The sequence below is a fragment of the Roseateles cavernae genome (assembly GCF_040187885.1).
GTDB classification, from domain to species: Bacteria; Pseudomonadota; Gammaproteobacteria; order Burkholderiales; family Burkholderiaceae_C; genus Roseateles_E; species Roseateles_E cavernae.
Map to the genome: position 1 here is coordinate 224,927 of NZ_JBDPLH010000002.1, position 22,063 is coordinate 246,989.

The 22,063-nt window shown below is 67.7% G+C and carries 27 protein-coding genes; 12 read left to right on the forward strand and 15 right to left on the reverse strand.

The genetic code is table 11. The annotated features are described in order from the left end of the window. Window positions 1-165: 165 nt before the first annotated feature. Window positions 166-411: a PA2433 domain-containing protein gene (locus ABGI63_RS07865; RefSeq protein ID WP_349741928.1), complete on the forward strand. Its 246-nt coding sequence runs from the start codon at window positions 166-168 to the stop codon at window positions 409-411. A gap of 44 nt (window positions 412-455) precedes the next feature. Here the strand turns inward: ABGI63_RS07865 and ABGI63_RS07870 are convergent, their stop codons facing one another. After that, window positions 456-650, reverse strand: a complete 195-nt coding sequence (locus tag ABGI63_RS07870) for a hypothetical protein (protein ID WP_349741929.1) — start codon at window positions 648-650, stop codon at window positions 456-458. Window positions 651-703: 53 nt separating this feature from the next. Between ABGI63_RS07870 and ABGI63_RS07875 the strand changes: the two genes are divergently transcribed. Beyond that, window positions 704-1,144 (forward strand): hypothetical protein, encoded by a 441-nt coding sequence (locus tag ABGI63_RS07875; RefSeq protein WP_349741930.1) that lies wholly within the window; start codon window positions 704-706, stop codon window positions 1,142-1,144. Between the two features lie 31 nt (window positions 1,145-1,175). Here the strand turns inward: ABGI63_RS07875 and ABGI63_RS07880 are convergent, their stop codons facing one another. Then, on the reverse strand, window positions 1,176-1,685 hold the full coding sequence (locus ABGI63_RS07880) for a hypothetical protein (protein WP_349741931.1): 510 nt from the start codon (window positions 1,683-1,685) through the stop codon (window positions 1,176-1,178). A 259-nt stretch (window positions 1,686-1,944) separates the two neighbouring features. On the opposite strand from ABGI63_RS07880, the gene ABGI63_RS07885 reads away from it, so the two are divergent. After that, a complete protein-coding gene (locus ABGI63_RS07885) occupies window positions 1,945-2,103 on the forward strand; it encodes a DUF3309 family protein (RefSeq protein ID WP_349741932.1) in 159 nt (52 codons plus the stop codon). A gap of 7 nt (window positions 2,104-2,110) precedes the next feature. Here ABGI63_RS07885 and ABGI63_RS07890 read toward each other — a convergent pair whose 3' ends face one another. From ABGI63_RS07890 to ABGI63_RS07930, 9 genes are all read right to left on the reverse strand, one after another. Beyond that, complete coding sequence (locus ABGI63_RS07890) at window positions 2,111-3,520, reverse strand: DHA2 family efflux MFS transporter permease subunit (RefSeq protein ID WP_349741933.1); 1,410 nt, start codon at window positions 3,518-3,520, stop codon at window positions 2,111-2,113. Window positions 3,521-3,535: 15 nt separating this feature from the next. Beyond that, window positions 3,536-4,237 (reverse strand): SDR family oxidoreductase, encoded by a 702-nt coding sequence (locus tag ABGI63_RS07895; RefSeq protein ID WP_349741934.1) that lies wholly within the window; start codon window positions 4,235-4,237, stop codon window positions 3,536-3,538. Window positions 4,238-4,331: 94 nt separating this feature from the next. Then, window positions 4,332-4,934 carry a TetR/AcrR family transcriptional regulator gene (locus ABGI63_RS07900; RefSeq protein WP_349741935.1) on the reverse strand — a complete coding sequence of 201 codons (603 nt, stop codon included), beginning with the start codon at window positions 4,932-4,934 and terminating at the stop codon, window positions 4,332-4,334. Between the two features lie 94 nt (window positions 4,935-5,028). Next, window positions 5,029-6,000 carry a GlxA family transcriptional regulator gene (locus ABGI63_RS07905; RefSeq protein WP_349741936.1) on the reverse strand — a complete coding sequence of 324 codons (972 nt, stop codon included), beginning with the start codon at window positions 5,998-6,000 and terminating at the stop codon, window positions 5,029-5,031. A gap of 10 nt (window positions 6,001-6,010) precedes the next feature. Then, a complete protein-coding gene (locus tag ABGI63_RS07910; RefSeq protein WP_349741937.1) occupies window positions 6,011-6,583 on the reverse strand; it encodes a cysteine hydrolase family protein in 573 nt (190 codons plus the stop codon). 101 nt (window positions 6,584-6,684) lie between these two features. Continuing rightward, a complete protein-coding gene (locus ABGI63_RS07915) occupies window positions 6,685-7,230 on the reverse strand; it encodes a DUF1415 domain-containing protein (protein ID WP_349741938.1) in 546 nt (181 codons plus the stop codon). Then, on the reverse strand, window positions 7,227-8,312 hold the full coding sequence (locus tag ABGI63_RS07920) for a M14 family metallopeptidase (protein ID WP_432767399.1): 1,086 nt from the start codon (window positions 8,310-8,312) through the stop codon (window positions 7,227-7,229). The genes ABGI63_RS07915 and ABGI63_RS07920 overlap by 4 nt, the downstream gene beginning before the upstream one ends. Further along, window positions 8,309-9,505, reverse strand: a complete 1,197-nt coding sequence (locus tag ABGI63_RS07925; protein WP_262970164.1) for a M20 aminoacylase family protein — start codon at window positions 9,503-9,505, stop codon at window positions 8,309-8,311. The genes ABGI63_RS07920 and ABGI63_RS07925 overlap by 4 nt, the downstream gene beginning before the upstream one ends. A 93-nt stretch (window positions 9,506-9,598) precedes the next feature. Continuing rightward, window positions 9,599-10,717, reverse strand: a complete 1,119-nt coding sequence (locus ABGI63_RS07930; protein WP_349741940.1) for an ABC transporter substrate-binding protein — start codon at window positions 10,715-10,717, stop codon at window positions 9,599-9,601. Window positions 10,718-10,809: 92 nt separating this feature from the next. Here ABGI63_RS07930 and ABGI63_RS07935 point away from each other — a divergent pair, with 92 nt between their 5' ends. From ABGI63_RS07935 to ABGI63_RS07945, 3 genes are read left to right on the forward strand one after another with little or no spacing between them, the layout of a single operon-like run. Then, entirely contained in the window at window positions 10,810-12,864 is a 2,055-nt protein-coding gene (locus ABGI63_RS07935) for a molybdopterin-containing oxidoreductase family protein (RefSeq protein ID WP_349741941.1), read from the forward strand. Next, window positions 12,861-13,886 (forward strand): aminopeptidase, encoded by a 1,026-nt coding sequence (locus ABGI63_RS07940; RefSeq protein WP_349741942.1) that lies wholly within the window; start codon window positions 12,861-12,863, stop codon window positions 13,884-13,886. Before ABGI63_RS07935 ends, ABGI63_RS07940 begins: the two co-directional genes overlap by 4 nt. A 9-nt stretch (window positions 13,887-13,895) precedes the next feature. Next, on the forward strand, window positions 13,896-14,228 hold the full coding sequence (locus ABGI63_RS07945) for a polyhydroxyalkanoic acid system family protein (protein WP_137943704.1): 333 nt from the start codon (window positions 13,896-13,898) through the stop codon (window positions 14,226-14,228). Between the two features lie 36 nt (window positions 14,229-14,264). Here the strand turns inward: ABGI63_RS07945 and ABGI63_RS07950 are convergent, their stop codons facing one another. Continuing rightward, window positions 14,265-14,516 (reverse strand): acyl-CoA-binding protein, encoded by a 252-nt coding sequence (locus ABGI63_RS07950; RefSeq protein WP_349741943.1) that lies wholly within the window; start codon window positions 14,514-14,516, stop codon window positions 14,265-14,267. A gap of 118 nt (window positions 14,517-14,634) precedes the next feature. Here ABGI63_RS07950 and ABGI63_RS07955 point away from each other — a divergent pair, with 118 nt between their 5' ends. After that, complete coding sequence (locus ABGI63_RS07955) at window positions 14,635-16,038, forward strand: wax ester/triacylglycerol synthase family O-acyltransferase (protein ID WP_349742388.1); 1,404 nt, start codon at window positions 14,635-14,637, stop codon at window positions 16,036-16,038. A 3-nt stretch (window positions 16,039-16,041) separates the two neighbouring features. Here ABGI63_RS07955 and ABGI63_RS07960 read toward each other — a convergent pair whose 3' ends face one another. From ABGI63_RS07960 to ABGI63_RS07970, 3 genes are all read right to left on the reverse strand, one after another. Further along, window positions 16,042-16,347, reverse strand: coding sequence for a hypothetical protein (locus tag ABGI63_RS07960; protein WP_137943706.1), 306 nt, complete (start codon window positions 16,345-16,347; stop codon window positions 16,042-16,044). Between the two features lie 92 nt (window positions 16,348-16,439). Then, window positions 16,440-17,213 (reverse strand): hypothetical protein, encoded by a 774-nt coding sequence (locus ABGI63_RS07965; protein WP_137943707.1) that lies wholly within the window; start codon window positions 17,211-17,213, stop codon window positions 16,440-16,442. Window positions 17,214-17,222: 9 nt separating this feature from the next. Beyond that, the gene (locus ABGI63_RS07970) at window positions 17,223-17,885 is read right to left on the reverse strand and encodes a TetR/AcrR family transcriptional regulator (protein WP_349741944.1); all 663 of its coding nucleotides are present in this window, start codon (window positions 17,883-17,885) and stop codon (window positions 17,223-17,225) included. Between the two features lie 102 nt (window positions 17,886-17,987). Between ABGI63_RS07970 and ABGI63_RS07975 the strand changes: the two genes are divergently transcribed. The 5 genes from ABGI63_RS07975 to hisD all read left to right on the forward strand — a co-directional run bounded on the left by ABGI63_RS07975 (window position 17,988) and on the right by hisD (window position 22,054). Next, the gene (locus ABGI63_RS07975; RefSeq protein WP_349741945.1) at window positions 17,988-18,917 is read left to right on the forward strand and encodes an ABC transporter ATP-binding protein; all 930 of its coding nucleotides are present in this window, start codon (window positions 17,988-17,990) and stop codon (window positions 18,915-18,917) included. 11 nt (window positions 18,918-18,928) lie between these two features. Continuing rightward, on the forward strand, window positions 18,929-19,684 hold the full coding sequence (locus ABGI63_RS07980) for an ABC transporter permease (RefSeq protein WP_137943770.1): 756 nt from the start codon (window positions 18,929-18,931) through the stop codon (window positions 19,682-19,684). Between the two features lie 16 nt (window positions 19,685-19,700). Continuing rightward, window positions 19,701-19,964, forward strand: coding sequence for a BolA family protein (locus tag ABGI63_RS07985; protein ID WP_137943710.1), 264 nt, complete (start codon window positions 19,701-19,703; stop codon window positions 19,962-19,964). A gap of 99 nt (window positions 19,965-20,063) precedes the next feature. Continuing rightward, window positions 20,064-20,702, forward strand: coding sequence for an ATP phosphoribosyltransferase (gene hisG, locus ABGI63_RS07990; protein WP_272645895.1), 639 nt, complete (start codon window positions 20,064-20,066; stop codon window positions 20,700-20,702). Between the two features lie 8 nt (window positions 20,703-20,710). Beyond that, window positions 20,711-22,054, forward strand: coding sequence for a histidinol dehydrogenase (gene hisD / locus ABGI63_RS07995; protein WP_432767389.1), 1,344 nt, complete (start codon window positions 20,711-20,713; stop codon window positions 22,052-22,054). Window positions 22,055-22,063 lie beyond the last annotated feature (9 nt).

Sequence of the window (22,063 nt, forward strand, 5' to 3'; positions counted from 1 at the left end):
AGCACTCTATCTTGGTGAGTGCTAGCAGACCGATTATAGGGTTGTGCCGAGGGCTTTCAAGAGGGGCGGGCATGAATCTGCCGAAACAGTGGCCGGCGCCGGGGCTAGACTCGTCGTGGGCTTGGCCCCTTGTTCCATCGCTCACCCAAACGACTGGAGATCAGCATGACGCTACCTTCCTACCTCGCTGCAGCGGCCTTGATGGTGTCGAGCGCGGCGTTCGCCTTCCACTGCCCCGCCGACATGAAGAAGATCGACGAGGCCTTGGCCAAGAGCCCCAAGCTCACGGCCGAGCAGATGAGTGATGTGAAGAAGCTGCGCGCCGACGGCGAAGCCTTGCACAAGGCCGGCAAGCACCAGGAGTCGGTCGACACACTGGCCAAGGCGATGAAGATCCTTGACATCAAATAGCGCCCCGCCCGGCCTCCACAACAGAGGGCCGGGGGCGTGTGCCGCTAGCTTTTCGGCGCGGCAGGCTTGGCGACCGGCTCATCCGCCCCGGTATTGCCCAGCTCCGGATGGCTGCGATTGACGTCGCCCGGCGCCTCTGGGCCAGTCTGCCCCGTCTCGCCGAGACGATGGTCTTCGTTGTCGTGCTCGAGCCCGCCCTGCAGGCCGGGCGGAAAGTCTTGCTGTCTGCGTCCACTCATGATGCCAGCTCCTCGGAAATCCATGCTCCGCGACAGGCCCAGTATGGATGGATATGAAAATTGAGCAAACCCTCCCGACACAAGCCATGCAAAAAGATCCTTGCCAAGCCCTGCGCATCGCGCTCCTCGACCTGCATCGCGTGCTGGTTGAGTTGGAGCGGCGCCAGTACGAGAAACAGCACGGCCGGCAATCGTCCGGCGACTTTCTGCAGGTGATGGCCTATGCCGATGAGATGCGTTGGCTTGAACCGCTGAGCCGTCTGATCGTGATGCTGGACGAAGCGCTGGACGGTGACGGCGACGCTCTCTCGGCCCCGGCGGCCGTGGCCCAGCGTGCCCGCGCGCTGCTGAGCCTGGACCGGCACAGCAGCGAGCTCTTCACGACGCGCTATCTCTGGCATTTCGATGCGGCGCCGGAATTGGTGCAAGCGCATGCGCTGGCGCTGGCGGCGCTCAAGCTTGCCGGGTCGTCGGTCCCCCCAACTGGGACCTGAGCGCTCGCGCCCGGCGGCCGGCTTCGACCGTTCAGACGCTGATCGGCCGGCTGGCCGAGCGGCGCGCCGCTCGCAGCCGACGCACCTGCAGCGTGGCGCCGATCAGGAACAGCAGGAAGATCACGCCGACCACCTTCTCGAGCTTCGGGTCCTCCGGGCTGCTGAACAGCGGTGCGCCGCTGGGCAGGCGGGTGAAGGTCTCGGTGACGCCGGGGATCATGTGGAAGAACACCGTCAGCGAGTAGCTGACCGTCTCCACATAGGGCGCGGCGTGGCCCAGCAGCCGGCTCCGGCCGGCCACGGTGGCCAGGCCTAGCACCAGCAGGGTCACGATGCCCAGCACATGGGGCTTGCCGAAGCCGCCGTGCTCGAAGATGCCGAAGCCGGTCAGGCAGGTCAGCACCGTGGCCCAGATGTAGAGCTTGCCGACCGGCCGGTCCGGCAGGATGGCCTTGTCGCGCAGCAGGGCGACCAGGGCAGCGGCCAGGGCCACCAGGCTGATCAGGGTGTGGATGAAGCCGAGCGTCGTCAGTCCGAACATGGGGTTCTCCTTGGGGCGATGAGGTTCAGCGCCGAGCTTGGTTTGCCGTGGGCTGACCATGCCCCAGTTTCGCCTTCTTTGGATCCGTCATGTGGCCTGCCGCCGGCTCGGCCGTAAGAGGCAGGGAAGGGTGTTTCCAGCCTGTGTAGGACGCCAACCCGGCCGCGACCCGTTGCCCGACTACGCCCGATGGTGGGTCCGGACTACCGTCGGTAGGCCGGGGCGGCCCTACTGTCGAGGTCTTCAGAAGGAGACCTTCATGGCACTCAGCACCATCCTGCTCATCGTCCTCATCCTGTTCCTGATCGGCGCGCTGCCCTCCTGGCCGCACAGCCGCAACTGGGGCTATGGCCCCAGCGGCGGTCTGGGTCTGGTCGTCGTGATCCTGATCGTCCTGCTGCTGCTGGGACGGATCTAGGCCTTGCTCAGGTCGTCGCCGCCGGTTTGGTATTGACCGCCAGGCACAGCAGGCCGGTCAGCAGGGCCAGGCCCACATGCAGGGCGTAGACCGCGTCGAAGTCGGCACGCTGCAGCTGCGCATGGCCGAGCAGCAGCACGGTCAGCGCCACACCCAGCACCGCGCCGATCTGGCGGGTGGCCTGGTTGACGGCGCTACCGACCGCGTAGTGCTGGGCCGGCAGCCCCATCACCGCCGCACCCGACAGCGAGGGCAGCACCATGCCGACGCCGATGCCGCTGAGCAGCAGGCCCGGCAGCCACTGCGTCAGATAGGCCGGCTCGACGCCCGGCACCAGCAAAAACCACAGGCCGCTGCAGGCATAGACCAGCGCACCGCCGACCAGGAAGGGCCGGTGGCCATGCCGGGCCGCGAGTCGGCCGGTCAGGATGGCCGAGGGCATCACCAGCAGCGGGCCCGGGGTCACGGCCAGGCCGGCCTGCGGCAGGCTGTAGTGCCAGATCTGCGCCATGTAGAAGAAGAAGGTGAAGAACATCATCGCGAACGCGGTGCCGAAGGCCAGCGTCGCCAGGTTCACATAGCGGTAGGTGCGGCTGCGGAACAGCGCCAGGTCCAGCAGCGGCGCCGGCGCATGGCGGGCCCACAGCACAAAACCGATCAGCGCGACCAGGCCCAGCGCGCCGGCCATCAGCAGCTCGTCGCGCCGCCAGCTCGGCGATTCCGACTGGACGATGGCCAGCGTGACCGCGCCGACCCCCACGATCAGCAGGCTCATGCCCACCAGGTCCAGCGGTCGCCGCGCCTCGGGCCGGCGCACCTCGCCCAGCAGCCGTGCGCCGAACCACAGCGACAGCGCGCCCAGCGGCAGGTTCAGATAGAAGGCCCAGGGCCAGCCGATGCTGTCGACCACCAGCGAACCGAGGCTGGGCCCGACCGCCGCCGCCAGCGCGCCGACCGCCCCCCACAAGCTCACCGCCACCGCGCGCCGCGAGGCCGGGAACGCCGCCAGCACCAGCGACAGCGAGGCGGGCGTCAGCAGCGCCGCGCCGATGGCCTGCAGCACCCGCGCCGCGATCAGCCAGCCGACGCTGCCGGCCAGACCGCAGGCGGCCGAGGCCGCCAGGAACAGCACGACGCCGATCATGAAGACGCGCTTGCGGCCGTGCGCATCGGCCAGGCCGCCGGACGGGATCAGCATCGCCGCATAGACCACCGTGTAGGCATTCAGCACCCAGGACATATCGGCCGCCGTCGCCGCCGGAAAGGCGGCCCGCAGGCTGCCGAAAGCGGCGAACAGCAAGGTGCTGTCCAGCGAGACCAGGAAGACGGCGACGCTGGCAATCCAGAACACCGGCCAGGGTGAGCGGGTGCCGCCGGCGTCAGCGGGCGGGGTGGCGGTGGCGGCGAGGCTGCTCATGGCGTGGGGCCGCGTTCAGTGCGACAGCGCCTGCAGATAGACGCCGGCCGCCAGGCCCTGCTTGACCTGGCGCGTGAGCTCGTCGGCCAGTACCTCGGTGGCGCCGGCCGCCAGGCCGTCGAAGGCCTGGGCCACCACGGCCTCGGGCGTGGTCTTGGGTACATCGAGGCCCTGGGTCAGGTCGGTATCGACAAAACCCATATGCAGGCCGGTCACCAGCGTGCCCTGGCCGCTGAGTTCCTGGCGCAGGCCATTGGTCAGCGCCCAGGCGGCCGACTTGGTCGCGCCATAGGTGGCCAGCAGGGGGCCATTGATCCAGCTGGCGATCGACAGCACGTTCAGCAAGGCGCCGCCGCCATTGGCGGCCAGCACCGGCGCGAAGGCGCGGGCCATGCGCAGCGGGCCGAAGTAGTTGGTGTCCATCTGGCGCTGCGCGGCCTCGATCGCATCGGGCGCGAGGAAACCGCCCAGCGTGGCGATGCCGGCGTTGTTGATCAGGATGCTGACATCGCCGCATTGCGCGGCGACCGCCGCGATGTTCTCGGCATTGCTGACATCGAGCCGTATCGGCAGGACGCCGGGCAGGCTGATGCTGTCCGGGTCGCGGGCGGCTGCATAGACCTTGCGCGCGCCGCGGGCCAGGGCTTCGCGGGCAAAGGCCAGACCGAGGCCGCGATTGGCGCCGGTGATCAGGACGACGGAGTTTTCGAGCTTCATGGTGGATCTTTCAGGCAAGGGGGTGAGGAGAAATATGACAATCGTCATAAATTGAGGCAAAAGCAAGTCTCTGATGCCGGGGCTTGCTCTGGTCCTAAGGGGAGAGGGCGGACCGGGTCTTCTGCCCGTGGCGGGCCAGCAAGGCTTCGCGATTGGCGGCCAGCAGCGCATGGCCGTCGGCGTTGTCGCCCAGCGCGCGGGCCAGTTGCAGCGCGCCGACCAGGCTGCTGACGATGACGCGGGCCTGGTCGGCATCGGCCGTGGGCAGCACCTGCTGCACCCGTGTCATCAGGGCCTGCACCCGGCTGCGCCCGGCCGCCAGCACCTCGGCCGACTGGCGCGGCATCTCCGAAGCCAGCGCCGCCACCGGGCAGCCGGCCTCGGGTCCGGCCAGATGGGCGGGCGACAGATAGCCCTCGACCAGCGCGACGAAGGGGTCGCTGCCGTGCTGCTCGGCCTTGGCCAAACGCGAAGTGAGCCTGCGCTCACTGTCCCGGCCTGCCCATTCCATGGCCTCGGCCAGCATGGCGTCGCGGGAGGAGAAGTGGGCATAAAAGCCGCCATGGGTCAGGCCGGCCTGCTTCATCAGATCGGCCACGCCGATGCCGCCATAGCCGACGCGCCGGATCTCGCGCGCCGCCGTCTCGAGGATGCGCTCGTGGGTCAGTTCCTTGCGGCTGGGCGTGGTGGCGGTCACGGGGTTCTGCTGGTAAATATGATGACCGTCATATTAGGCTGCAAGCAGCGGCCGCGTCAACCGCCTTGTCGGGCTCAGGGCTTTTGCCGGCTGCTCAGCAGCGGGCGGCGGCGCGGCGGGCCCGGCGCAGCTGCTGGTCCGAGCTGAAGCCGGCTTGCAGCGCCGCCTGGCTGGCCGCGAGGCCGCCGGCCTGCGCCTGGCGGGCACGTTCGAGCCGTATCGCCTGCAGATAGTGCAGCGGCGTCACGCCGGCATGGGCGGCGAACAGCCGGCTCAGATGGCGCGGCGTCACATGGGCGGCCTCGGCCATGCGGGCCAGGCTCCAGTCCTCGGTCGGGTCGGTGCAGATCGCGTCCTGCACTCGGTGCAGGGCCGGGTGCAGATGGTGGCGGTGCGCCAGCATGGGTGACAACTCGGGGTCGGCCGTACCGCGGCGCAGATAGACCACCATGGTCTGCGCCACCGTCGCGGCCAGCGCCGCGCCGCACAGCTGGGCGATCAGGTGCAGGGCCAGGTCGATGCCGGCGGTGATGCCGGCGCTGCTGGCCAGCGGACCGTCGAGCACGAAGACGCGGTTGTCCACCACCAGGGCGCGTGGCTCGGCCTGGCGCAGCGCGTCCAGCAGCTCGTGATGGGTGGTGCAGCGCCGCCCGGCCAGCAGGCCGGCCTCGGCCGCCAGCAGCGCGCCGGAGCAGACCGTCAGCAGCCGCCCGCCGCCACTCAGCAAGACCTGACCCTGCTGCGCGAGCCAGCGCAGGCCCGCGAGCTCGGCCGCCAGCGCGGCGCTGTCGGGCGGCGGCTCGCCGGGCAGCTCGCTGCGGCAGCCGACCAGCACCAGCCAGCTGTCGCTGGCCAGCGCAGCCGGCAGCGGCTCCAGCCCGGCGACCGCGAGGCCTACCGAGCTGAGGCATTGCGGCTGTGCCGCGATGAAGCGCAGCCGAAAGGCCGGCGGCCGGCCGCGCCCGGCCAGGGCCTGGTTGGCCAGCCGGAAGGCCTCGGCCGGCCCGGCCAGGTCCAGCAGCAGCGCGCGCGGCTGCACCAGCATCAAGACATCAATTGCGGACATGACCGCCAGCTTAACGCCCGAGCGCCTGCCGGGCCCGTTGCAGCGCTTGCTCGGCCGTGCAGACCTGGGCGAAGCGGTCCTGCAGCACGGTCTCGGTGCGCAGCTTCAGCTCGGCCGCGCTGAGCGTGGCGCCGCTGGCGTGCGTCATCGCGAAGGTCAGCGTCGCCTCGCTCACATAGTCGACCTGCCAGCCCTCGTCGCTGGCATGGCGGGTGGTGGTCTCGCAGCATTGCTCGCTGCGGATGCCGGTGATGATCAGGCGCTGGATGCCTTGCTGGTGCAGCCAGATGGCCAGGCCGGTGCCGACCAGGGCGCTGTGCCGGTGCTTGATGAATTCGGCGGCGGCCTCGTAGCGCGGCAGCTCCTCTAGCGGCATGACCCGGCCCGAGGCCAGCGCGAAGGCATTGTCGGCATGCTCCGGGCCGTCGCTGTGCAGGATGCGGACGATGGGCAGGCCCAGGGCCTGCGTGCCTGCTATCAGGCGGGTGTTGGCGGCCAGGAAGTCGGGCAGATCGGCCCCGCTCCAATAGGGGCGGTGGCGAAAGGATTCCTGGATGTCGATCAGCAGCAGGGCGGTTTTCATGACGGGCACTCCGATGGGTTTGAGTGCTTCGATCTTGCCGCCGCGGACCGGCCGCGTCGCGCCGGGTCCGGACCGCCTGCGGTCAAATCAGGACATCATGATCAGGGCTTCAGCCCAAGCGCCTTCCAGCCGTCCAGGCCGAGCTTCTCCAAGGTCGCCATATTGGCCTCGTAGATCGCATCGGTATCGGCCATGGTGTCCACCGCACGCTCGATGCTGCTCTCGCGCAGGATGTGCAGGGTGGGGTAGGGCGCGCGGTTGCTGTAGTTGCTGATGTCGTCCGGCGCGGTGCCCTCAAACTGGTACTGGGGATGGAAGCTGGCGATCTGCAGCTCGCCGTCCAGCTCCAGGTCCTCGACCAGGGCATCGGCAGCGCCGATGAAGTCGTTGAAGTCGAGGAAGTCCTGCAGCACCTGCGGGTGTATCACCAGCGTGGTCTCGATCTCGTCGGGGTCGCTGCGGCGCAGCAGCAGCAGCTCCTTGGCGAGCTCCTTCAGCAACTCCTCGGGCGTCGTCGCGCTGCTGACCACATAGCGCAGCCGATTGTTGACATGCACGCTCTTGGCGAAGGGGCAGAGATTCAGGCCGATCACGGCCTTCTCCAGCCAGGCGCGGGTGTCGGCTTCGATCTGTGCGGCGGTCGTCATGCGCTCAGCCCCCGGATCGCCTGGCGGGCAGCTTGCTGGGCCTGGTCCAGGATCTGTTGTTTCCACTCGTAGCTATCGATATAGAAGGCGTCGCGGATCTGGCGCTTGATCTGGGCGGCCTGCTCGGCCGGCGCCTCGGGATGGGCTTCCAGCCAGTGGTCGGCGCGCAGCGCACCAATCATCTGATCCAGCGGCAGAGTGCCGTATTCCAGCGCGATGCCGGTGTAGGCGGCCTCCGGGCAGGCATCGGCGACGGCGGTCCACATCAGGCCCACCAGCGGGGCCGAGCTGGAGCTGCCGTCGTAGATCGAGGTCACTTCGGAGCCCCACCAGGCGCGTGCGCGCGCCAGCGCCGCCGCATCGTTCTTGCAGGCAAAGATGCGCTCGCCATGGCCGCTGGGGCCCAGGCCGGTGTGCAGATCAATCCAGGCGATCGCCTCGGCAGCCTGGCCCTGTTCTTCGAGCACATGGCGCAGGGTGACATTGCTCCAGGTCGGCGCATGGCCACCGTAGAACAGGCCCAGCTCGTGGGCGTACTGGCCGCTGGTGATGGCGGTCTGCAGCCCGCGCTCGCCGTGCCGGGCGGCATAGTCGGACAGCAGCGCCTCGTCGGCCGGCGTCGGCGGCCAGTGCGCCGGGATCAGCGCGGCGGCGATCTCGTCGTAGCCGGCGTTGTGCGGTAGCGGCTGGTGGAAGTCGTGGAAGTTGCGGTTCAGGTCCACCCCCTCCTGTGTGACGCGGCGCCACCAGGAGAAGCCATGCGGGTTCAGCGCGTGGACATAGAGCACGGCCACGCCGCTGGTCTTGACGGCTTCATGCCAGTCCGGATCGGACAGCAGGCCGGTCTGCACGCCCGAGCCGCAAAAGCCTTCGACGCCGTGGCAGGCGCTGCTGATGATCAGCAGCCGCTTCGCATCGCGCGGGCCCTGGCGCACCACATCCATCGCCAGGCGCTCACCGTCGCGACCCAGCAGCGGATGCCAGTGCGGCTCATTGTCCAGCCCGGCGGCCTCGACGGCAGCCAGGAACTTGCCGCGCGCCTCGGCGTAACTCTGCGAAAAGAAAGTGGCGGCGCTCATCAGGGCTTGGGCGAGTTCAACCAGGTTTCGGCCATGCGCACCCACATCGAGCCGCCCAGCGGGATCAGTTCGTCATTGAAGTCATAGCTGGGGTTGTGCAGCATGCAGGGGCCCAGGCCATGGCCGCCCTCGCGGTGCGTGCCGTCGCCATTGCCGATCAGGAAATAGCAGCCGGGTTTTTCGAGCAGGAAGAAGCTGAAGTCCTCGGCGCCCATGGTCGGCTCGAATTCCTGCACGTTCTGCGCGCCGACCACATCGCCCAGCACCGCGCGCACGAAGTCGGTTTCCTTTGCGTGGTTGATCGTCGGCGGGTAGTTGCGGTGGAAGCTGAATTCGCAAGTCGCCTCGAAGGCCTGGCAGGTCGCCTCGGCGATGGCCTTCATGCGGCGCTCGATCAGGTCCAGCACCTCCAGGGTGAAGGTGCGCACCGTGCCCTGGATCTCGCAGCTGTCGGGCACGACATTGGTGGCCTCGCCGGTATGGATCATCGTCACCGAGATCACGCCGGCATCGATCGGCCGCTTGTTGCGGGTGATGATGGTCTGGAAGGCCTGCACCATCTGGCAGGCCACCGGCACCGGGTCGATGCCGTTGTGAGGCAGCGCGGCGTGCGAGCCCTTGCCGCGTATCACGATCTTGAATTCATTGCTGGACGCGAACACCGGGCCGCTCCTGACGGCGAACTGGCCGGCCGCCATGCCGGGCCAGTTGTGCGCGCCGAACATGGCCTCCATCGGGAACTTGTCGAACAGCCCGTCCTTGATCATCTCGCGGGCGCCGCCGCCGCCTTCCTCGGCGGGCTGGAAGACCAGGTAGACGGTGCCATCGAAATTGCGGTGCTTGGCCAGGTGCTTGGCGGCGGCCAGCAGCATCGCGGTGTGGCCGTCATGGCCGCAGGCGTGCATCTTGCCGGGGTGCTTGCTGGCATGGGCGAACTGGTTGTGCTCGGTCATCGGCAGCGCATCGATGTCGGCGCGCAGGCCCACCGCGCGGTCGCTCGTGCCGTTCTTGACGATGCCGACGACGCCGGTCTTGCCCAGGCCGCGATGCACGGGAATACCCCATTCGGTCAGCGCACGCGCGATCACATCGGCGGTGCGTTCTTCCTGGAAACAGAGCTCTGGGTGGGCGTGAATATCTCGTCGCAGGGTCGCGATGCTTGGCGCATCGGCCAGGATTGAGTCGATCAACTTCATGGCGGCACTCCGTAGGATGGGAGGCGCGCGGCGGCAGGCCGGCGCCGGTGTCGGGTCAGTTTACCCGGGGGTGGCGCCGTCTGCAGCGGGGGCTCAGCGCCTGACCTTGCCGTCCCCGGTCAGCATCGACAGCTCGACAAAGCTGGATCCCACATGCTTGCCGGGACCGAACTTCACGGTGAAGCCACCGGCGTTGTAGTTCTGCATGCCCTCCAGCGCGGCCACCAGGCCCTCGCGGCTGGGCCGCCCCATGCGGCGCAGGCCTTCGCTGAAGACCTTGGCGGCCAGAAAGCCCTCCATGCCGGTGTAGTTGGGGCGCAGATCGCCCCCGGCGCGTTGCACCGCTTCCTGGTATTCCTCGACGATGCCGATGGCGGAGCCGAAGGGGTAGGGCATGACCTGGCTGACGACCACGCCCAGCGCCTGCTTGCCCAGCTCGTCGGACAGCGACTGGGTGCCGACGAAGGAGACGTTGTAGAACACGCCGCCATAGCCGGCCTTGCGGGCCTCGCGGATGAAGGCGGCGCAGCTCTTGTAGGCGCTGATCATCACGATGGCCTCGGGCGCGCCCGGCACCAGGGCCTTGACGGCGGCGGCCACATCGACGCTGTTGCGCTCCACCGTGCCGACGGCCTGCGGCTTCAGCGAGCGCGACTGCATCGCCCGCTGCACGCCCTCCAGGCCGGCCCGGCCATAGGCATCGTTCTGGTGGAACACGGCGATCTTGTTCAGGCTCAGCTGGGTCAGCTGCTTGACGATCAGTGCGGTCTCGTCGAAATAGGAGGCGCGCACATGGAAGACCCAGCGGCTGGCCGGGTCGCGCAGCGCCTCGGCACCGGTGAAGGGGGCGAAGAAGGGGATCTTGTGCTGATTGACCAGCGGCAGCGCCGCCAGCGAGGTCGGCGTGCCGACATAGCCGAACAGCGCGAACACGTCCTCGGCGATGAATTTCTCGGTATTGGCCTTGCAACGCTCGGGCTCGTAGCCGTCGTCCAGGCTGCGCAGCTCGATGGGCAGGCCGTTGATGCCGCCGGCCGCATTGACGGCGTCGAAGTGCAGCTTGGCGCCGGCCTGCATCTGCAGGCCCAGCTGGGCGGCGGGGCCGGTCAGCGGGGCCGACTGGCCGAGCACGATGCGGCGGCGCTCCTGGGCTTGCAGCCAGGCCGGCAGGGTCAGTGCGGCCAGGCCGGTGAGGCAGTGACGTCGTTGCAAATCGGCTCTCCTGAGGGGGATGAAGGGGTCAAAAATGGCAGGGCTCAAGGGTAGCGCCCATGGGGCTATCGGCTCTGTGCAATAGTTCGCGGATGAACTCGATTGCCGCTGCCTTGTCACCATCAGATACGACTACCGTGAAGGGCGCCTGTCCGCACGACTGCCCGGACACCTGCGCGCTGCGCATCACGGTCGAGGCCGGCCGCGTCATCAAGGTGCAGGGCCAGGCCGACCATCCCAGCACCCATGGCGCGCTGTGCACCAAGGTCTCGCGCTACCCGGAGCGCACCTACCACGCCGAGCGCGTGCTGCGGCCGCTGAAGCGGGTCAGCGCCAAGCACGAGGCGCCGCGCTTCGAGCCGGTCGAGTGGGGTCAGGCCTTGACCGACATCGCCGCGCGGCTGCAAGCGCTGCCCCCGCAGGCCGTGCTGCCCTATAGCTATGCCGGCACCATGGGCCTGCTGCAGGGCGAGGCGATGGCGGGCCGCTTCTTCAACAAGCTGGGCGCCTCCTGTCTGGACCGCACCATCTGCGCCTCGGCCGGCGCGGCCGCGCTGAGCGCGACCTATGGCCACAAGCTGGGCATGCACCTGCCCTATTTCGCCGAGAGCCGACTGATCCTGATCTGGGGCAGCAACTCGATCGCATCGAATCTGCATTTCTGGACCTATGCGATGAAGGCCAAGCGCGAGGGCGCCAAGCTGATCTGCATCGACCCGCGCAAGACCGAGACGGCCGACAAATGCCACCAGCACATCGCGCTGCTGCCCGGCACCGACGGTGCGCTGGCGCTGGGGCTGATGCATGAGCTGATCGCCCATGACTGGCTGGACCATGATTATCTGAGTGCCCATGTCGAGGGCTGGGACGAGTTGCGCGCCAAGGCCCTGGCCTGGCCGCCCGAGCGCACGGCCGAGGTCTGCGGCATCGGCGCCGACGAGGTGCGCGGCCTGGCACGCGACTACGGGCAACGGAATATGGTCGAGGCGCCCGCCGCGATCCGGCTGAACTACGGCATGCAGCGGGTGCGCGGCGGTGGCAATGCGGTGCGGCTGATCGCCTTGCTGCCCTGCCTGACCGGGGCCTGGCGGCACCGCGCCGGCGGCCTGCTGCTGTCGAGCTCGGGCTGGTTCGCGCCCTTCAAGAACCCGGCGCTCGAATGCCCCGAGCTGCGCGGCAGCGCGCCGGCGCGGCTGATCAATATGAGCACCATCGGCGACGATCTGCTGCGCGAGGGCTCCGACGAGTTCGGCCCGAAGATCCGGGCCCTGATCGTCTACAACAGCAATCCGGTCGCGGTGGCGCCCGAGTCGCCCAAGGTGGTGGCGGGTTTTCAGCGCGCCGATCTGTTCACCGTGGTGCTGGAGCACTTCATGACCGACACGGCCGATCTGGCCGACTATGTCTTGCCGGCCACCACCCAGCTCGAGCATCTGGATGTGCACACCAGTTACGGCCACACCGATGTGCTGATCAATGAGCCGGCCGTCGCGCCGCTGGGCGAGGCCAAGCCGAACACGCAGATCTTCCGCGAGCTGGCGGCGGCGATGGGCTATACCGAGGCCTGCTTCCGGGACAGCGACGAGGACCTGGCCCGCCAGGCCTTCACCGATGCGATCGACTTCGAGGCCCTGCGCGCGCAGGGCTGGCAATCGCTGCCGGTGGCCGAGGCGCCGTTTGCGCAGGGTCAGTTCCTGACCCCCAGCGGCCGCGCCCAGGCCGGCGGCGCCGACTACCTGCCCAATTACGAGAGCGCGGCGTCGACACCCGAGCTGGCTGCACGCTTCCCGCTGGCGATGATCTCGCCGCCGGCGCGCAACTTCCTCAACAGCAGCTTCGTCAACGTCAAGAGCCTGCGCGATATCGAGGGCGAGCCGCTGCTGGAGATCCATGCCGACGATGCGGCCGCACGCGGCCTGGCCGACGGCGCCGAGGTGCGAGTGTTCAACGAGCGCGGCAGCTACCACTGCATCGCCCGCGTCAGCACGCGGGCACGCCCCGGTGTCGTCAATGGCCTGGGCGTCTGGTGGCGCAAGCTGGGCCTGCGCGGCAGCAATGTCAACGAAGTCACGCACCAGCGCCTGACCGATCTGGGCCGGGCGCCGAGCTTCTATGACTGCCTGGTCGAGGTGGAAGCGGCGCGGTGAGGGCGGCGGCCTGCCTGGGCTTGATGGCCGCGGCGCTGCTGAGCGGCTGCGCGCAGATCGGGTATCTGGGTCAGGCGGTCGGCGGGCATCTGCGCCTGGTCGGGGCCGCCAGGCCGGTGGCCGAGCTGGTGGCCGACGCGTCGCTCGACGCTTCGCTGCGCGAGCGCCTGGCATTGAGCCAGCGCATCCGCGATTTCGCCAGCCGCGAGCTGGGCCTGCCCGATAACGCGAGCTACCGCCGCTACGCCGATCTGCGGCGCGGCGCGGCGGTCTGGAATGTGGTCGCGACACCGGAGCTGAGCCTGCGCCTGAAGACCTGGTGCTACCCGGTGATGGGCTGCGCCGGCTATCGCGGCTTTTTCGACCGGGCCGAGGCCGAGGCCTATGCGCAGCGGCTGCGCGCCGACGAAGGGCTGGAGGTGCTGGTCTATGGCGTGCCGGCCTATTCGACCCTGGGCTGGAGCCGGCTGTTCGGCGGCGATCCGCTGCTGAGCACCTTCATCGCCTATCCCGAGGGCGAGCTGGCACGCATGATCTTTCACGAGCTGGCGCATCAGGTGGCTTATGCGGCCGACGATACCGAGTTCAACGAGTCCTTCGCCACCACGGTGGAGCGCCTGGGCGTGCTGGCCTGGCTGGACGGCCCCGGGCGGGCGGCGGCCCGCGAGCAGTATCTGCAGGGCGACGAGCGGCGCCGGCGCTTCCAGACCGAAGCGATGGCCTGGCGGCGCAAGCTGGAGGCCCTGTATGCCGGCCCGCTGGACGAGGCGGCCAAGCGCGCCGCCAAGGCCGAGCTGCTGCAGCAGATGCGGGCCGCGCCAGCCCCCGGCTACGAGGCTTGGTTCGCGCGCGCCAACAACGCCAGCCTGGCCCTGCTGGCCAGCTACCACCAGCTGAGCCCGGCCTTCGAGGCGCTGTTCGAACGGCAGGGGCGCGACTGGCCGGCTTTCCATGCCGAGGTGCGACGTCTGGCAGACTTGACCAAGGCGCAGCGGCGCCAACAACTATTGATGAATCCCTAGGAGACCCCGATGGCCGATATCCGCATCCACCGCGATCATGAACTGGGCCTGAAAAAGGCCCGCGAGATCGCCTGGGCCTGGGCCGAGCAGGTCGAGGCCAAGTTCGATATGGAGTGCGCGGTGCTGGAAGGCAAGACCAGCGACACGGTCACCTTCACGCGATCGGGCGTCAAGGGTGAGTTGATTGTCGCGGCCGACCATTTCGATCTGCATGCCAAGCTGGGCCTGCTGCTGGGGGCCTTCAAGTCCACCATCGAGGGTGAGATCCAGAAGGAGCTGGACGGCCTGCTGGCCGCCGGCGCTGCGGCAAAGACGGCAGCAAAAAAGAAAAAAGCGACCTGAGCGGTCGCTTGGCAATCGAGGTCCCGGGTCGGGGCCTTATTTCAGCGATTCGATCAGGTCGATGTACTGCTGCTGAGCCTCGTCGGTGCCGGTGCCCTTCAGCTCGTTCCAGGCATCCCACTTGGCGCGGCCGACCATATCGGTGAAGCCGGGGCGGGAGCCTTCGACGTCGCCGCTGCTGCCTTGCTTGTAGAGCGCGTAGAGCTTCAGCAGGGTCATGTTGTCGGGGCGCTCGGGCAGGCTCTTGGATCCGGCCACGGCGGCTTCGAACTGGTCTTTCAGGCTCATCTTGAATGTCTCCTGCTTGGTGTTGATCGGGATGGACGCTGGCGATGTTAACCAGCATTGTCTGGGCACAGAACTCTAGAACATCAAGGAGACGGACTTGGCACAGCTGCATGAACGCATGTCGCGGGTGGACACCGCCTGGCTGCGCATGGATACCGACGCCAATCTGATGATGATTGTCGGCGTCTGGTACATCCGGCCCGGCATCACGCTGGCGGCGCTGCGCGAGCGGGTCGAGGCCAGGCTCTTGCAGTACACGCGCTTTCGCCAGAAGGTGGTCGAGGACGCGCTCGGGGCCCAGTGGGTGGAGGATGAGGACTTCGACATCGCCAACCATGTGCAGGCCGAGATCCTCTTGCCGCTGCGCGGCCAGAGCGCCGAGGCCGCGCTGCAGGCCCGGGTCGGCGAGCTGGCGGCCACGCCCCTGGACGCCGTCCGGCCGCTGTGGCAGTTCCAGCTGATCGAGGATTTCGCGGACGGGCAGAGCGTGCTGCTGGCGCGCATCCACCACTGCATCGCCGATGGCATTGCGCTGATCGCGGTGATGCTGTCGATCACCGATGGCGGCAAGGCGCCGCCCAAGCGCCAGCAGCAGCCGCGCGACGACCAGGACTGGCTGACCGACACCTTGCTGCGCCCGCTCAGCGATATGAGCATCAAGGCGATCCGCATGGCCGGTGCCGGCGCGGCCAAGGGCGTCGATGCCTGGATAGATCCGCCGCACCCGGTCGACAGCTCGATGGAGATGGCGCGCATCGGCTATCAGGCCGTCAGCGATATCGCGGCCTTTGCGCTGATGCCGGACGATTCGCCGACCCGGCTCAAGGGCAAGCCCGGCGGTGCCAAGCGGGTGTCCTGGGCCGATGGCCTGCCGCTGGACGCGGTCAAGGCGGTCGGCAAGGCGATGAATGCCTCGATCAACGATGTGCTCTTGTCCTGCGTGGCCGGTGCAATCGGCAGCTATCTGGCCGAGCGCGGCGAGGATCCGGCGGGCAAGGAGATCCGCACCATGGTGCCGGTCAATCTGCGGCCGCTGGAGAAGGCTTATCAGCTCGGCAACCGCTTCGGTCTGGTGCCGCTGGTGCTGCCGATCGGCATCGCCAATCCGGTCGAGCGGCTGTATGCGGTGAAGGCGCGGATGCAGGAGCTCAAGGGCAGCTTCCAGCCGGTGCTGGCCTTCGGCCTGCTGTCGGTCGCCGGGCTGCTGATCAAGCCGGTCCAACATGCGATGCTGAACATCTTCGCGAAGAAGACCACGGCCGTCGTCACCAATGTGCCGGGGCCGGCCCAGGCTCTGAGCTTTTGCGGCTCCACGGTGACGCGGGTGATGTTCTGGGTGCCGCAGTCCGGCGATGTCGGCATGGGGGTCAGCATCCTGACCTATGCCGGCCAGGTGCAGTTCGGCCTGATCACCGACAGCACCCTGTGCCCCGATCCCGAGGCCATCGTCGAGCGCTTTGCGCCCGAGTTCAACAAGCTGCTGCTGCTGGCGCTGATGCTGCCCTGGGGCGACTGCGACTGAGGCTTATTTGGCCTTGGGTCGGCCGGCGGCGCTGGGGTAGGCCGCCATCACGCGGCCCGGGTCGGCCTTGTCCAGATAGGCGGCGTACTGCGACTCGGTGCAGGCCAGGCTCTGGCCGGCACGGTGCTCGCCCTTGTACTGGCCCTTGGCGTAGACGAAGTGGTGCTCGTCGGCGGCCGGGGTGCCGAGCTTGGCGCTATAGCTGCTGGCGCAGTCGGCGCGCAAGGCCTGGATCTCTGGGCTGGAGGAGGCCCAGGATGCGGTGACGGCCAGCGGGGCCAGCAGCAGGGCGAGCAGGGTGTTCTTCATTTTGCGTTGGGGTGTTGGTGACGGAGCGGAGCTTAGCGTCAGGCTTTCGCGCCGGCCTCACCCTGCTTGCGGGGCGGGAAAGCCCGGAGTTTTCACTCGTCCAGCTCTTCCCGCGCCAGCTCCACGTCCAGACACTCCATCGCATCCAGCGGCTCGCAGGCCGCCGCGTCGGCATACAGCGTCTCGGCCTCCTTCATGCGCTTGTCGCCCTCCAGCATCACCAGGCCGTTGGCCCGCTCGATCATCGCGATCGCGCTGCTGGGATTGAGCTTGACGGCCTGGGCGAACATCGCCAGGCCGGTCGCGGCATCGGCGCCCTGGGTCTTGCCCAGCAGCTTGCCGACCTTGTCGATCACCTCGGCATGGAAGGCGCCCAAGGCGATATGGGCATCGGCATGCTTGGGCGCGAGCTTGATGGTGGTCTCCAGCGCGCCCTTGACCTTGCCGCCAAGGCCCTGGGCCAGGGCCTTGGTGACGCTGATGCCCTGGCCATAGCGACCCAGCGCATAGGCCTGCCAGTACCAGGCGTTGGGATTCTTGGGTTCGTCGGCCTGCTGGGCCTCGGCCCGGCCCGCCACCTCCAGGAACATCTCCAGCTTGGTCTGTTCCTTCTTCTCCAGGTAGTTGGCGTAGATGGCCTGGGCCTTGTTGGCGACCGTGGTGCCGGCGGCGCCCGCGGCCAGCCCGGCTTCATAGGCCTTCTGGAATTCGCCGGCATGGAAGTGGATCCAGGCCTGGACCACGGCCGCCTCCTTGGGCCAGGGCTCGGCGTCGCCGGCATGCAGGCGGGCCCAGTGCTTCTTCAGCGCCGCCGCGTCGTACTGGTAGGCGGTGTTGTCATAGGGGAAGGCGGTCCACTTGGCCATCATCAGCTCCTAGCTATCCATCTCTTGATACTTGCCCGCCAGGGCAAACAGATGCTCGCGCGAGTTGCTCTCCAGATAGGGCAGCAACAGGCTCAGCACATGGAAGGCGCCCCGCATCAGCGCCGCACCGGCCTGGGCCGGTTCCAGCGCGTTGCGCGGGTTGCGCACATATTCGTAGCTCAGCCAGTAACTCATCAGCACCACCATCGAGTTGGCCACCGGCGGGGCCTCGCGGGCCTCCATCTTCAGCGCGCCGCCGAACTGCAGCCCCACCAGCACCGCGCGCATGGCCCGGGCCTTGCGCTCCAGCACGCTCTGGAAATGCGTCTCCAGCTTGCGATTCTTGCTCAGCAGATCGTTCAGGTCACGATAAAGAAAGCGGTGCTTCCAGATCAGCTCGATCAGCATATGGAAGAACAGCCAGGCGTCTTCGACATGGCGCACATTGTCGGCCGCGCCCAGCAGCTCGCCGAGCTCGCGCTCGTAGTTGCCGAACAGCGAGTTGATCAGCTCGTCCTTGGCCGGGTAGTGGTAGTAGAGATTGCCGGGGCTGATATTGAGCTCGGCCGAGATCAGCGTGGTCGAGACATTGGGCTCGCCGAAGCGGTTGAACAAGTCCAGCGTGACTTCGAGGATGCGTTCCGCGGTACGGCGCGGTTTCTTGGTGACCATGGCGCCGATTCTGGCATCAAGGCTTGTGCGCTTTGCGCAGCCTTGCCCCGGGCAAACCCTTTGCCGAGCGGGATTGGTGGGCGCTCCCTACAATGCCCGCCCATGCCTATCCAGCCCCTGCCGGCCGACCAGCCCGCCATCAGTTTCCAGAACGTCAGCAAAACATACCGGGGAGGGCAGGTCCGGGCTCTTGATGGCGTGTCCTTCGACATCCAGCCCGGCGAGTTCTTCGGTCTGCTGGGCCCCAACGGTGCCGGCAAGACCAGCCTGATCAGCATCCTGGCCGGGCTGTCGCAGGCCAGCGGCGGCGCGGTCAAGGTGCATGGCCACGATGTGGTCAGCGACTATGCGGCGGCGCGCAAGGCCCTGGGCATCGTGCCGCAGGAGCTGGTGTTCGATCCCTTCTTCAGCGTCCGGGAGTCGCTGAAGATCCAGAGCGGCTATTTCGGTGTGAAGGGCAACGAAGCCTGGATCGACGAGCTGCTGGAGAACCTCGGCCTGGCCGACAAGGCCCATGCGAATATGCGCCAGCTCAGCGGCGGTATGAAGCGCCGCGTGCTGGTGGCCCAGGCGCTGGTGCACCGTCCGCCGGTCATCGTGCTGGACGAGCCGACCGCCGGCGTCGACGTCGAGCTGCGCCAGACGCTGTGGGCCTTCATCGCGCGCCTGAACCGCGAGGGCCACACGGTGCTGCTGACCACGCACTATCTGGAGGAAGCCGAGGCCCTGTGCCAGCGCATCGCGATGCTCAAGCAGGGCCGCATCGTCGCGCTGGACAGCACCTCCGAGCTGCTCAAGGGCAAGGCCTCGACGATGCTGCGCTTCAAGACCGATGCGGCGCTGCCGGCCGCGCTGCTCGAGCAGTCGCGCGTCACCGGCCGTATCGTGCAGATCAAGGCCCATGACGCGGCCGAGGTCGAGACCATTTTGTCGACCTTGCGCGCGGCGGGCTGCCCGGTCGAAGACCTGGAGATCGGCCGCGCCGATCTGGAAGACGTGTTTCTGGAAATCATGCAAGGAGCCCATCAATGAGCGCCATCCGTTTGCAAGGCGCTCGGACGCTGTTCTACAAGGAAGTGCTGCGCTTCTGGAAGGTCAGCTTCCAGACCGTCGCCGCGCCGGTGCTGACCGCCGTGCTCTATCTGCTGATCTTCGGCCATGTGCTGGAGGATCATGTGAAGGTCTACGACTCGGTCGGCTACACCAGCTTCCTGATCCCGGGCCTGGTGATGATGAGCGTGCTGCAGAACAGCTTTGCCAACAGCTCCTCGTCCTTGATACAGAGCAAGATCACCGGCAATCTGGTCTTCCTGCTGGTGACGCCGCTGTCGCACTGGGCCTGGTTCGTCGCCTATGTCGGCGCGTCCATCGTGCGCGGCCTGGTGGTCGGGCTGGGCGTGATCGTCGTGACCTTCTGGTTTGCGCCCCCGGGCCTGGCCAATCCCTTGTGGATCGTCACCTTCGCCGTGCTGGGCGCCGCCATCATGGGCAGCCTGGGCCTGATCGCGGGGCTGTGGGCGGAGAAGTTCGACCAGATCGCTGCGTTCCAGAACTTCATCATCATGCCGATGACCTTTCTGTCCGGCGTGTTCTATTCGATCAAATCGCTGCCGCCGTTCTGGCAGGGCGTCAGCCATCTGAACCCTTTCTTCTACATGATCGACGGCTTCCGGCGCGGCTTCTTTGGCGTCAGCGATGTCTCGCCCTGGATCAGCCTGGGCCTGGTCGGCGTGAGCTTCCTGGCGCTCGCCGCCCTGGCGCTGGAACTGCTGCGCCGCGGCTACAAGATCCGCTCTTAGTAGAATCCTGCTCACCATGGCCGATCCCACTCCCCAAGAAGTTCAGCAATTCATCGCCAACGGCCTGCCCTGCCAAGCGCTGCAGGTCGAGGGCGACGGCCGGCATTTCTTCGCCACCATCGTCTCCACCGAGTTCGAAGGCCTGTCCCGTGTGCGCCGCCATCAGCGCGTGTACCAGGCCCTGGGTGACCGCATGCGCGAGCAGATCCACGCGCTCTCCATGAAAACACTGACGCCGGCCGAGCATGCTGCTTCCCCGGCCGAGCACCATCATTCCTGAGCGCCATCCGCTTTTCTGCAAGCGGGTGGCGGCGAGGCGCCGCTAGGTGAACCCGCTGCCGTCCCGCTGAACCCGATTCACAAGGACGACAGACGCACCATGATCACCCTGGCTCTCTCCAAAGGCCGCATCTTCGACGACACCCTGCCGCTGCTGCGCGCCGCCGGCATCGAGGTGCTGGAAGACCCCGAGACCTCGCGCAAGCTGATTCTGGCGACCAGCAATCCCGAGGTCCGCATCGTGATGGTGCGTGCCTCCGACGTGCCCACCTATGTCCAGCATGGCGGTGCCGATCTGGGCGTGGCCGGCAAGGACATCCTGATCGAGCATGGCGGCGCGGGCCTCTACCAGCCGCTGGACCTGAACATCGCGAAGTGCCGCGTCAGCGTGGCGGTGCGCCAAGGCTTTGATTACGCGGGCGCCGTCAGGCAGGGCTCGCGCATTCGCGTGGCCACCAAGTACACCGAGATCGCGCGCCAGCATTTCGCCGAGAAAGGCGTGCACGTCGACCTGATCAAGCTCTATGGTTCGATGGAGCTGGCGCCGCTGACGGGTCTGGCCGACGCCATCGTCGATATGGTCTCCACCGGCAACACCCTGCGCGCCAATCAGCTGAGCGAGGTCGAGTTCATCATGGACATCTCGGCCCGCCTGGTCGTCAACCAGGCCGCGCTCAAGCTCAAGCGCGAACCGCTGCGCCGCCTGATCGACGCCTTCGCCTCCGCCATCCCGAAGTGAGCCGCATGATGTCCTTGAAGCTCCGCCAACTGAATACCGCCAGCCCCGACTTCGAAGCCGAGTTCCAGCGTGTGCTGCACTGGTCGGCCGAGACAGATTCGGCCATCGAAACCCGCGTGGCCGAGATCCTGGCTGATGTGCGCGCGCGCGGCGATGCGGCCGTGCTGGATTACACGGCCCGCTTTGACGGCCTGCAGGCCGACACGGTGGCCTCGCTGGAACTGACGCGCGAGGAATTGAAGGCTGCCTTCGAGGCCATCACCCCGGCCCAGCGCGGCGCGCTGCAGGCCGCTGCCGAGCGGGTGCGCAGCTATCACGAGCGCCAGAAGCAGGCCTGCGGCCTCAGCTGGAGTTATCGCGACGAGGACGGCACGCTGCTGGGGCAAAAAGTGACCCCGCTGGACCGTGTCGGCATCTATGTGCCCGGTGGCAAGGCCGCCTACCCGAGCAGCGTGCTGATGAATGCGATTCCTGCCCAGGTGGCCGGCGTGCCCGAGATCATCATGGTGGTGCCCACGCCAGCCCGCAGGGATGGCGCCTCAAACGGCGCCAAGGGCGACAAGAACCCGCTGGTGCTGGCCGCCGCCTATGTGGCGGGCGTGCACCGGGCCTTCACGGTCGGCGGCGCCCAGGCCGTCGCAGCGCTGGCCTATGGCACGGCGACGGTGCCGCGCGTCGACAAGATCACCGGCCCCGGCAATGCCTATGTGGCCAGTGCGAAGAAGCATGTGTTCGGTCAGGTCGGCATCGACATGATTGCCGGCCCCAGCGAGATCCTGGTGCTGGCCGATGGCACGACGCCGCCCGACTGGGTGGCGATGGACCTGTTCAGCCAGGCCGAGCACGACGAGCTGGCGCAGAGCATCCTGCTCTGTCCCGATGCCGGCTATATCGAGAAGGTCCGCGAGGCGATCGAGCGCCTGCTGCCGACGATGCCGCGCCAGGACGTGATCCGAGCGTCGCTTGAAGGGCGGGGCGCGCTGATACAGACCCGCTCGATGGACGAAGCCTGCGAGATCAGCAACCGCATCGCGCCGGAGCATCTGGAGGTGTCCAGCGCCGATCCGCATCGCTGGGAGCCGCTGCTGCGCCACGCCGGTGCGATCTTCCTGGGCGCCTACACCAGCGAATCGTTGGGCGACTACTGTGCCGGGCCCAACCATGTGCTGCCGACCTCGGGCACCGCGCGCTTCTCGTCGCCGCTGGGGGTGTATGACTTCCAGAAGCGCAGCAGCCTGATCGAGGTCAGCGAGGCCGGCGCCCAGAAGCTGGGGCCGATTGCGGCCGAACTGGCTTATGGCGAAGGCCTGCAAGGGCATGCGCGGGCGGCGGAGATGCGCTTGAAAAGCTGAGGCGAATTG

Bases quoted from the DNA above. Each gene is read 5' to 3' on its own strand.
- ABGI63_RS07945 (WP_137943704.1), top strand. From the start codon at position 13,896: ATGGCCGATATCCGCATCCACCGCGATCATGAACTGGGCCTGAAAAAG.
- ABGI63_RS07950 (WP_349741943.1), bottom strand. From the start codon at position 14,516: ATGAGCCTGAAAGACCAGTTCGAAGCCGCCGTGGCCGGATCCAAGAGC.
- ABGI63_RS07890 (WP_349741933.1), bottom strand. From the start codon at position 3,520: ATGAGCAGCCTCGCCGCCACCGCCACCCCGCCCGCTGACGCCGGCGGC.
- hisD (WP_432767389.1), top strand. From the start codon at position 20,711: ATGTCCTTGAAGCTCCGCCAACTGAATACCGCCAGCCCCGACTTCGAA.
- hisG (WP_272645895.1), top strand. From the start codon at position 20,064: ATGATCACCCTGGCTCTCTCCAAAGGCCGCATCTTCGACGACACCCTG.
- ABGI63_RS07985 (WP_137943710.1), top strand. From the start codon at position 19,701: ATGGCCGATCCCACTCCCCAAGAAGTTCAGCAATTCATCGCCAACGGC.
- ABGI63_RS07935 (WP_349741941.1), top strand. From the start codon at position 10,810: ATGAACTCGATTGCCGCTGCCTTGTCACCATCAGATACGACTACCGTG.
- ABGI63_RS07955 (WP_349742388.1), top strand. From the start codon at position 14,635: ATGTCGCGGGTGGACACCGCCTGGCTGCGCATGGATACCGACGCCAAT.
- ABGI63_RS07885 (WP_349741932.1), top strand. From the start codon at position 1,945: ATGGCACTCAGCACCATCCTGCTCATCGTCCTCATCCTGTTCCTGATC.
- ABGI63_RS07915 (WP_349741938.1), bottom strand. From the start codon at position 7,230: ATGACGACCGCCGCACAGATCGAAGCCGACACCCGCGCCTGGCTGGAG.
- ABGI63_RS07960 (WP_137943706.1), bottom strand. From the start codon at position 16,347: ATGAAGAACACCCTGCTCGCCCTGCTGCTGGCCCCGCTGGCCGTCACC.
- ABGI63_RS07910 (WP_349741937.1), bottom strand. From the start codon at position 6,583: ATGAAAACCGCCCTGCTGCTGATCGACATCCAGGAATCCTTTCGCCAC.
- ABGI63_RS07965 (WP_137943707.1), bottom strand. From the start codon at position 17,213: ATGGCCAAGTGGACCGCCTTCCCCTATGACAACACCGCCTACCAGTAC.
- ABGI63_RS07870 (WP_349741929.1), bottom strand. From the start codon at position 650: ATGAGTGGACGCAGACAGCAAGACTTTCCGCCCGGCCTGCAGGGCGGG.
- ABGI63_RS07880 (WP_349741931.1), bottom strand. From the start codon at position 1,685: ATGTTCGGACTGACGACGCTCGGCTTCATCCACACCCTGATCAGCCTG.
- ABGI63_RS07875 (WP_349741930.1), top strand. From the start codon at position 704: ATGAAAATTGAGCAAACCCTCCCGACACAAGCCATGCAAAAAGATCCT.
- ABGI63_RS07895 (WP_349741934.1), bottom strand. From the start codon at position 4,237: ATGAAGCTCGAAAACTCCGTCGTCCTGATCACCGGCGCCAATCGCGGC.
- ABGI63_RS07865 (WP_349741928.1), top strand. From the start codon at position 166: ATGACGCTACCTTCCTACCTCGCTGCAGCGGCCTTGATGGTGTCGAGC.
- ABGI63_RS07905 (WP_349741936.1), bottom strand. From the start codon at position 6,000: ATGTCCGCAATTGATGTCTTGATGCTGGTGCAGCCGCGCGCGCTGCTG.
- ABGI63_RS07925 (WP_262970164.1), bottom strand. From the start codon at position 9,505: ATGAAGTTGATCGACTCAATCCTGGCCGATGCGCCAAGCATCGCGACC.
- ABGI63_RS07975 (WP_349741945.1), top strand. From the start codon at position 17,988: ATGCCTATCCAGCCCCTGCCGGCCGACCAGCCCGCCATCAGTTTCCAG.
- ABGI63_RS07970 (WP_349741944.1), bottom strand. From the start codon at position 17,885: ATGGTCACCAAGAAACCGCGCCGTACCGCGGAACGCATCCTCGAAGTC.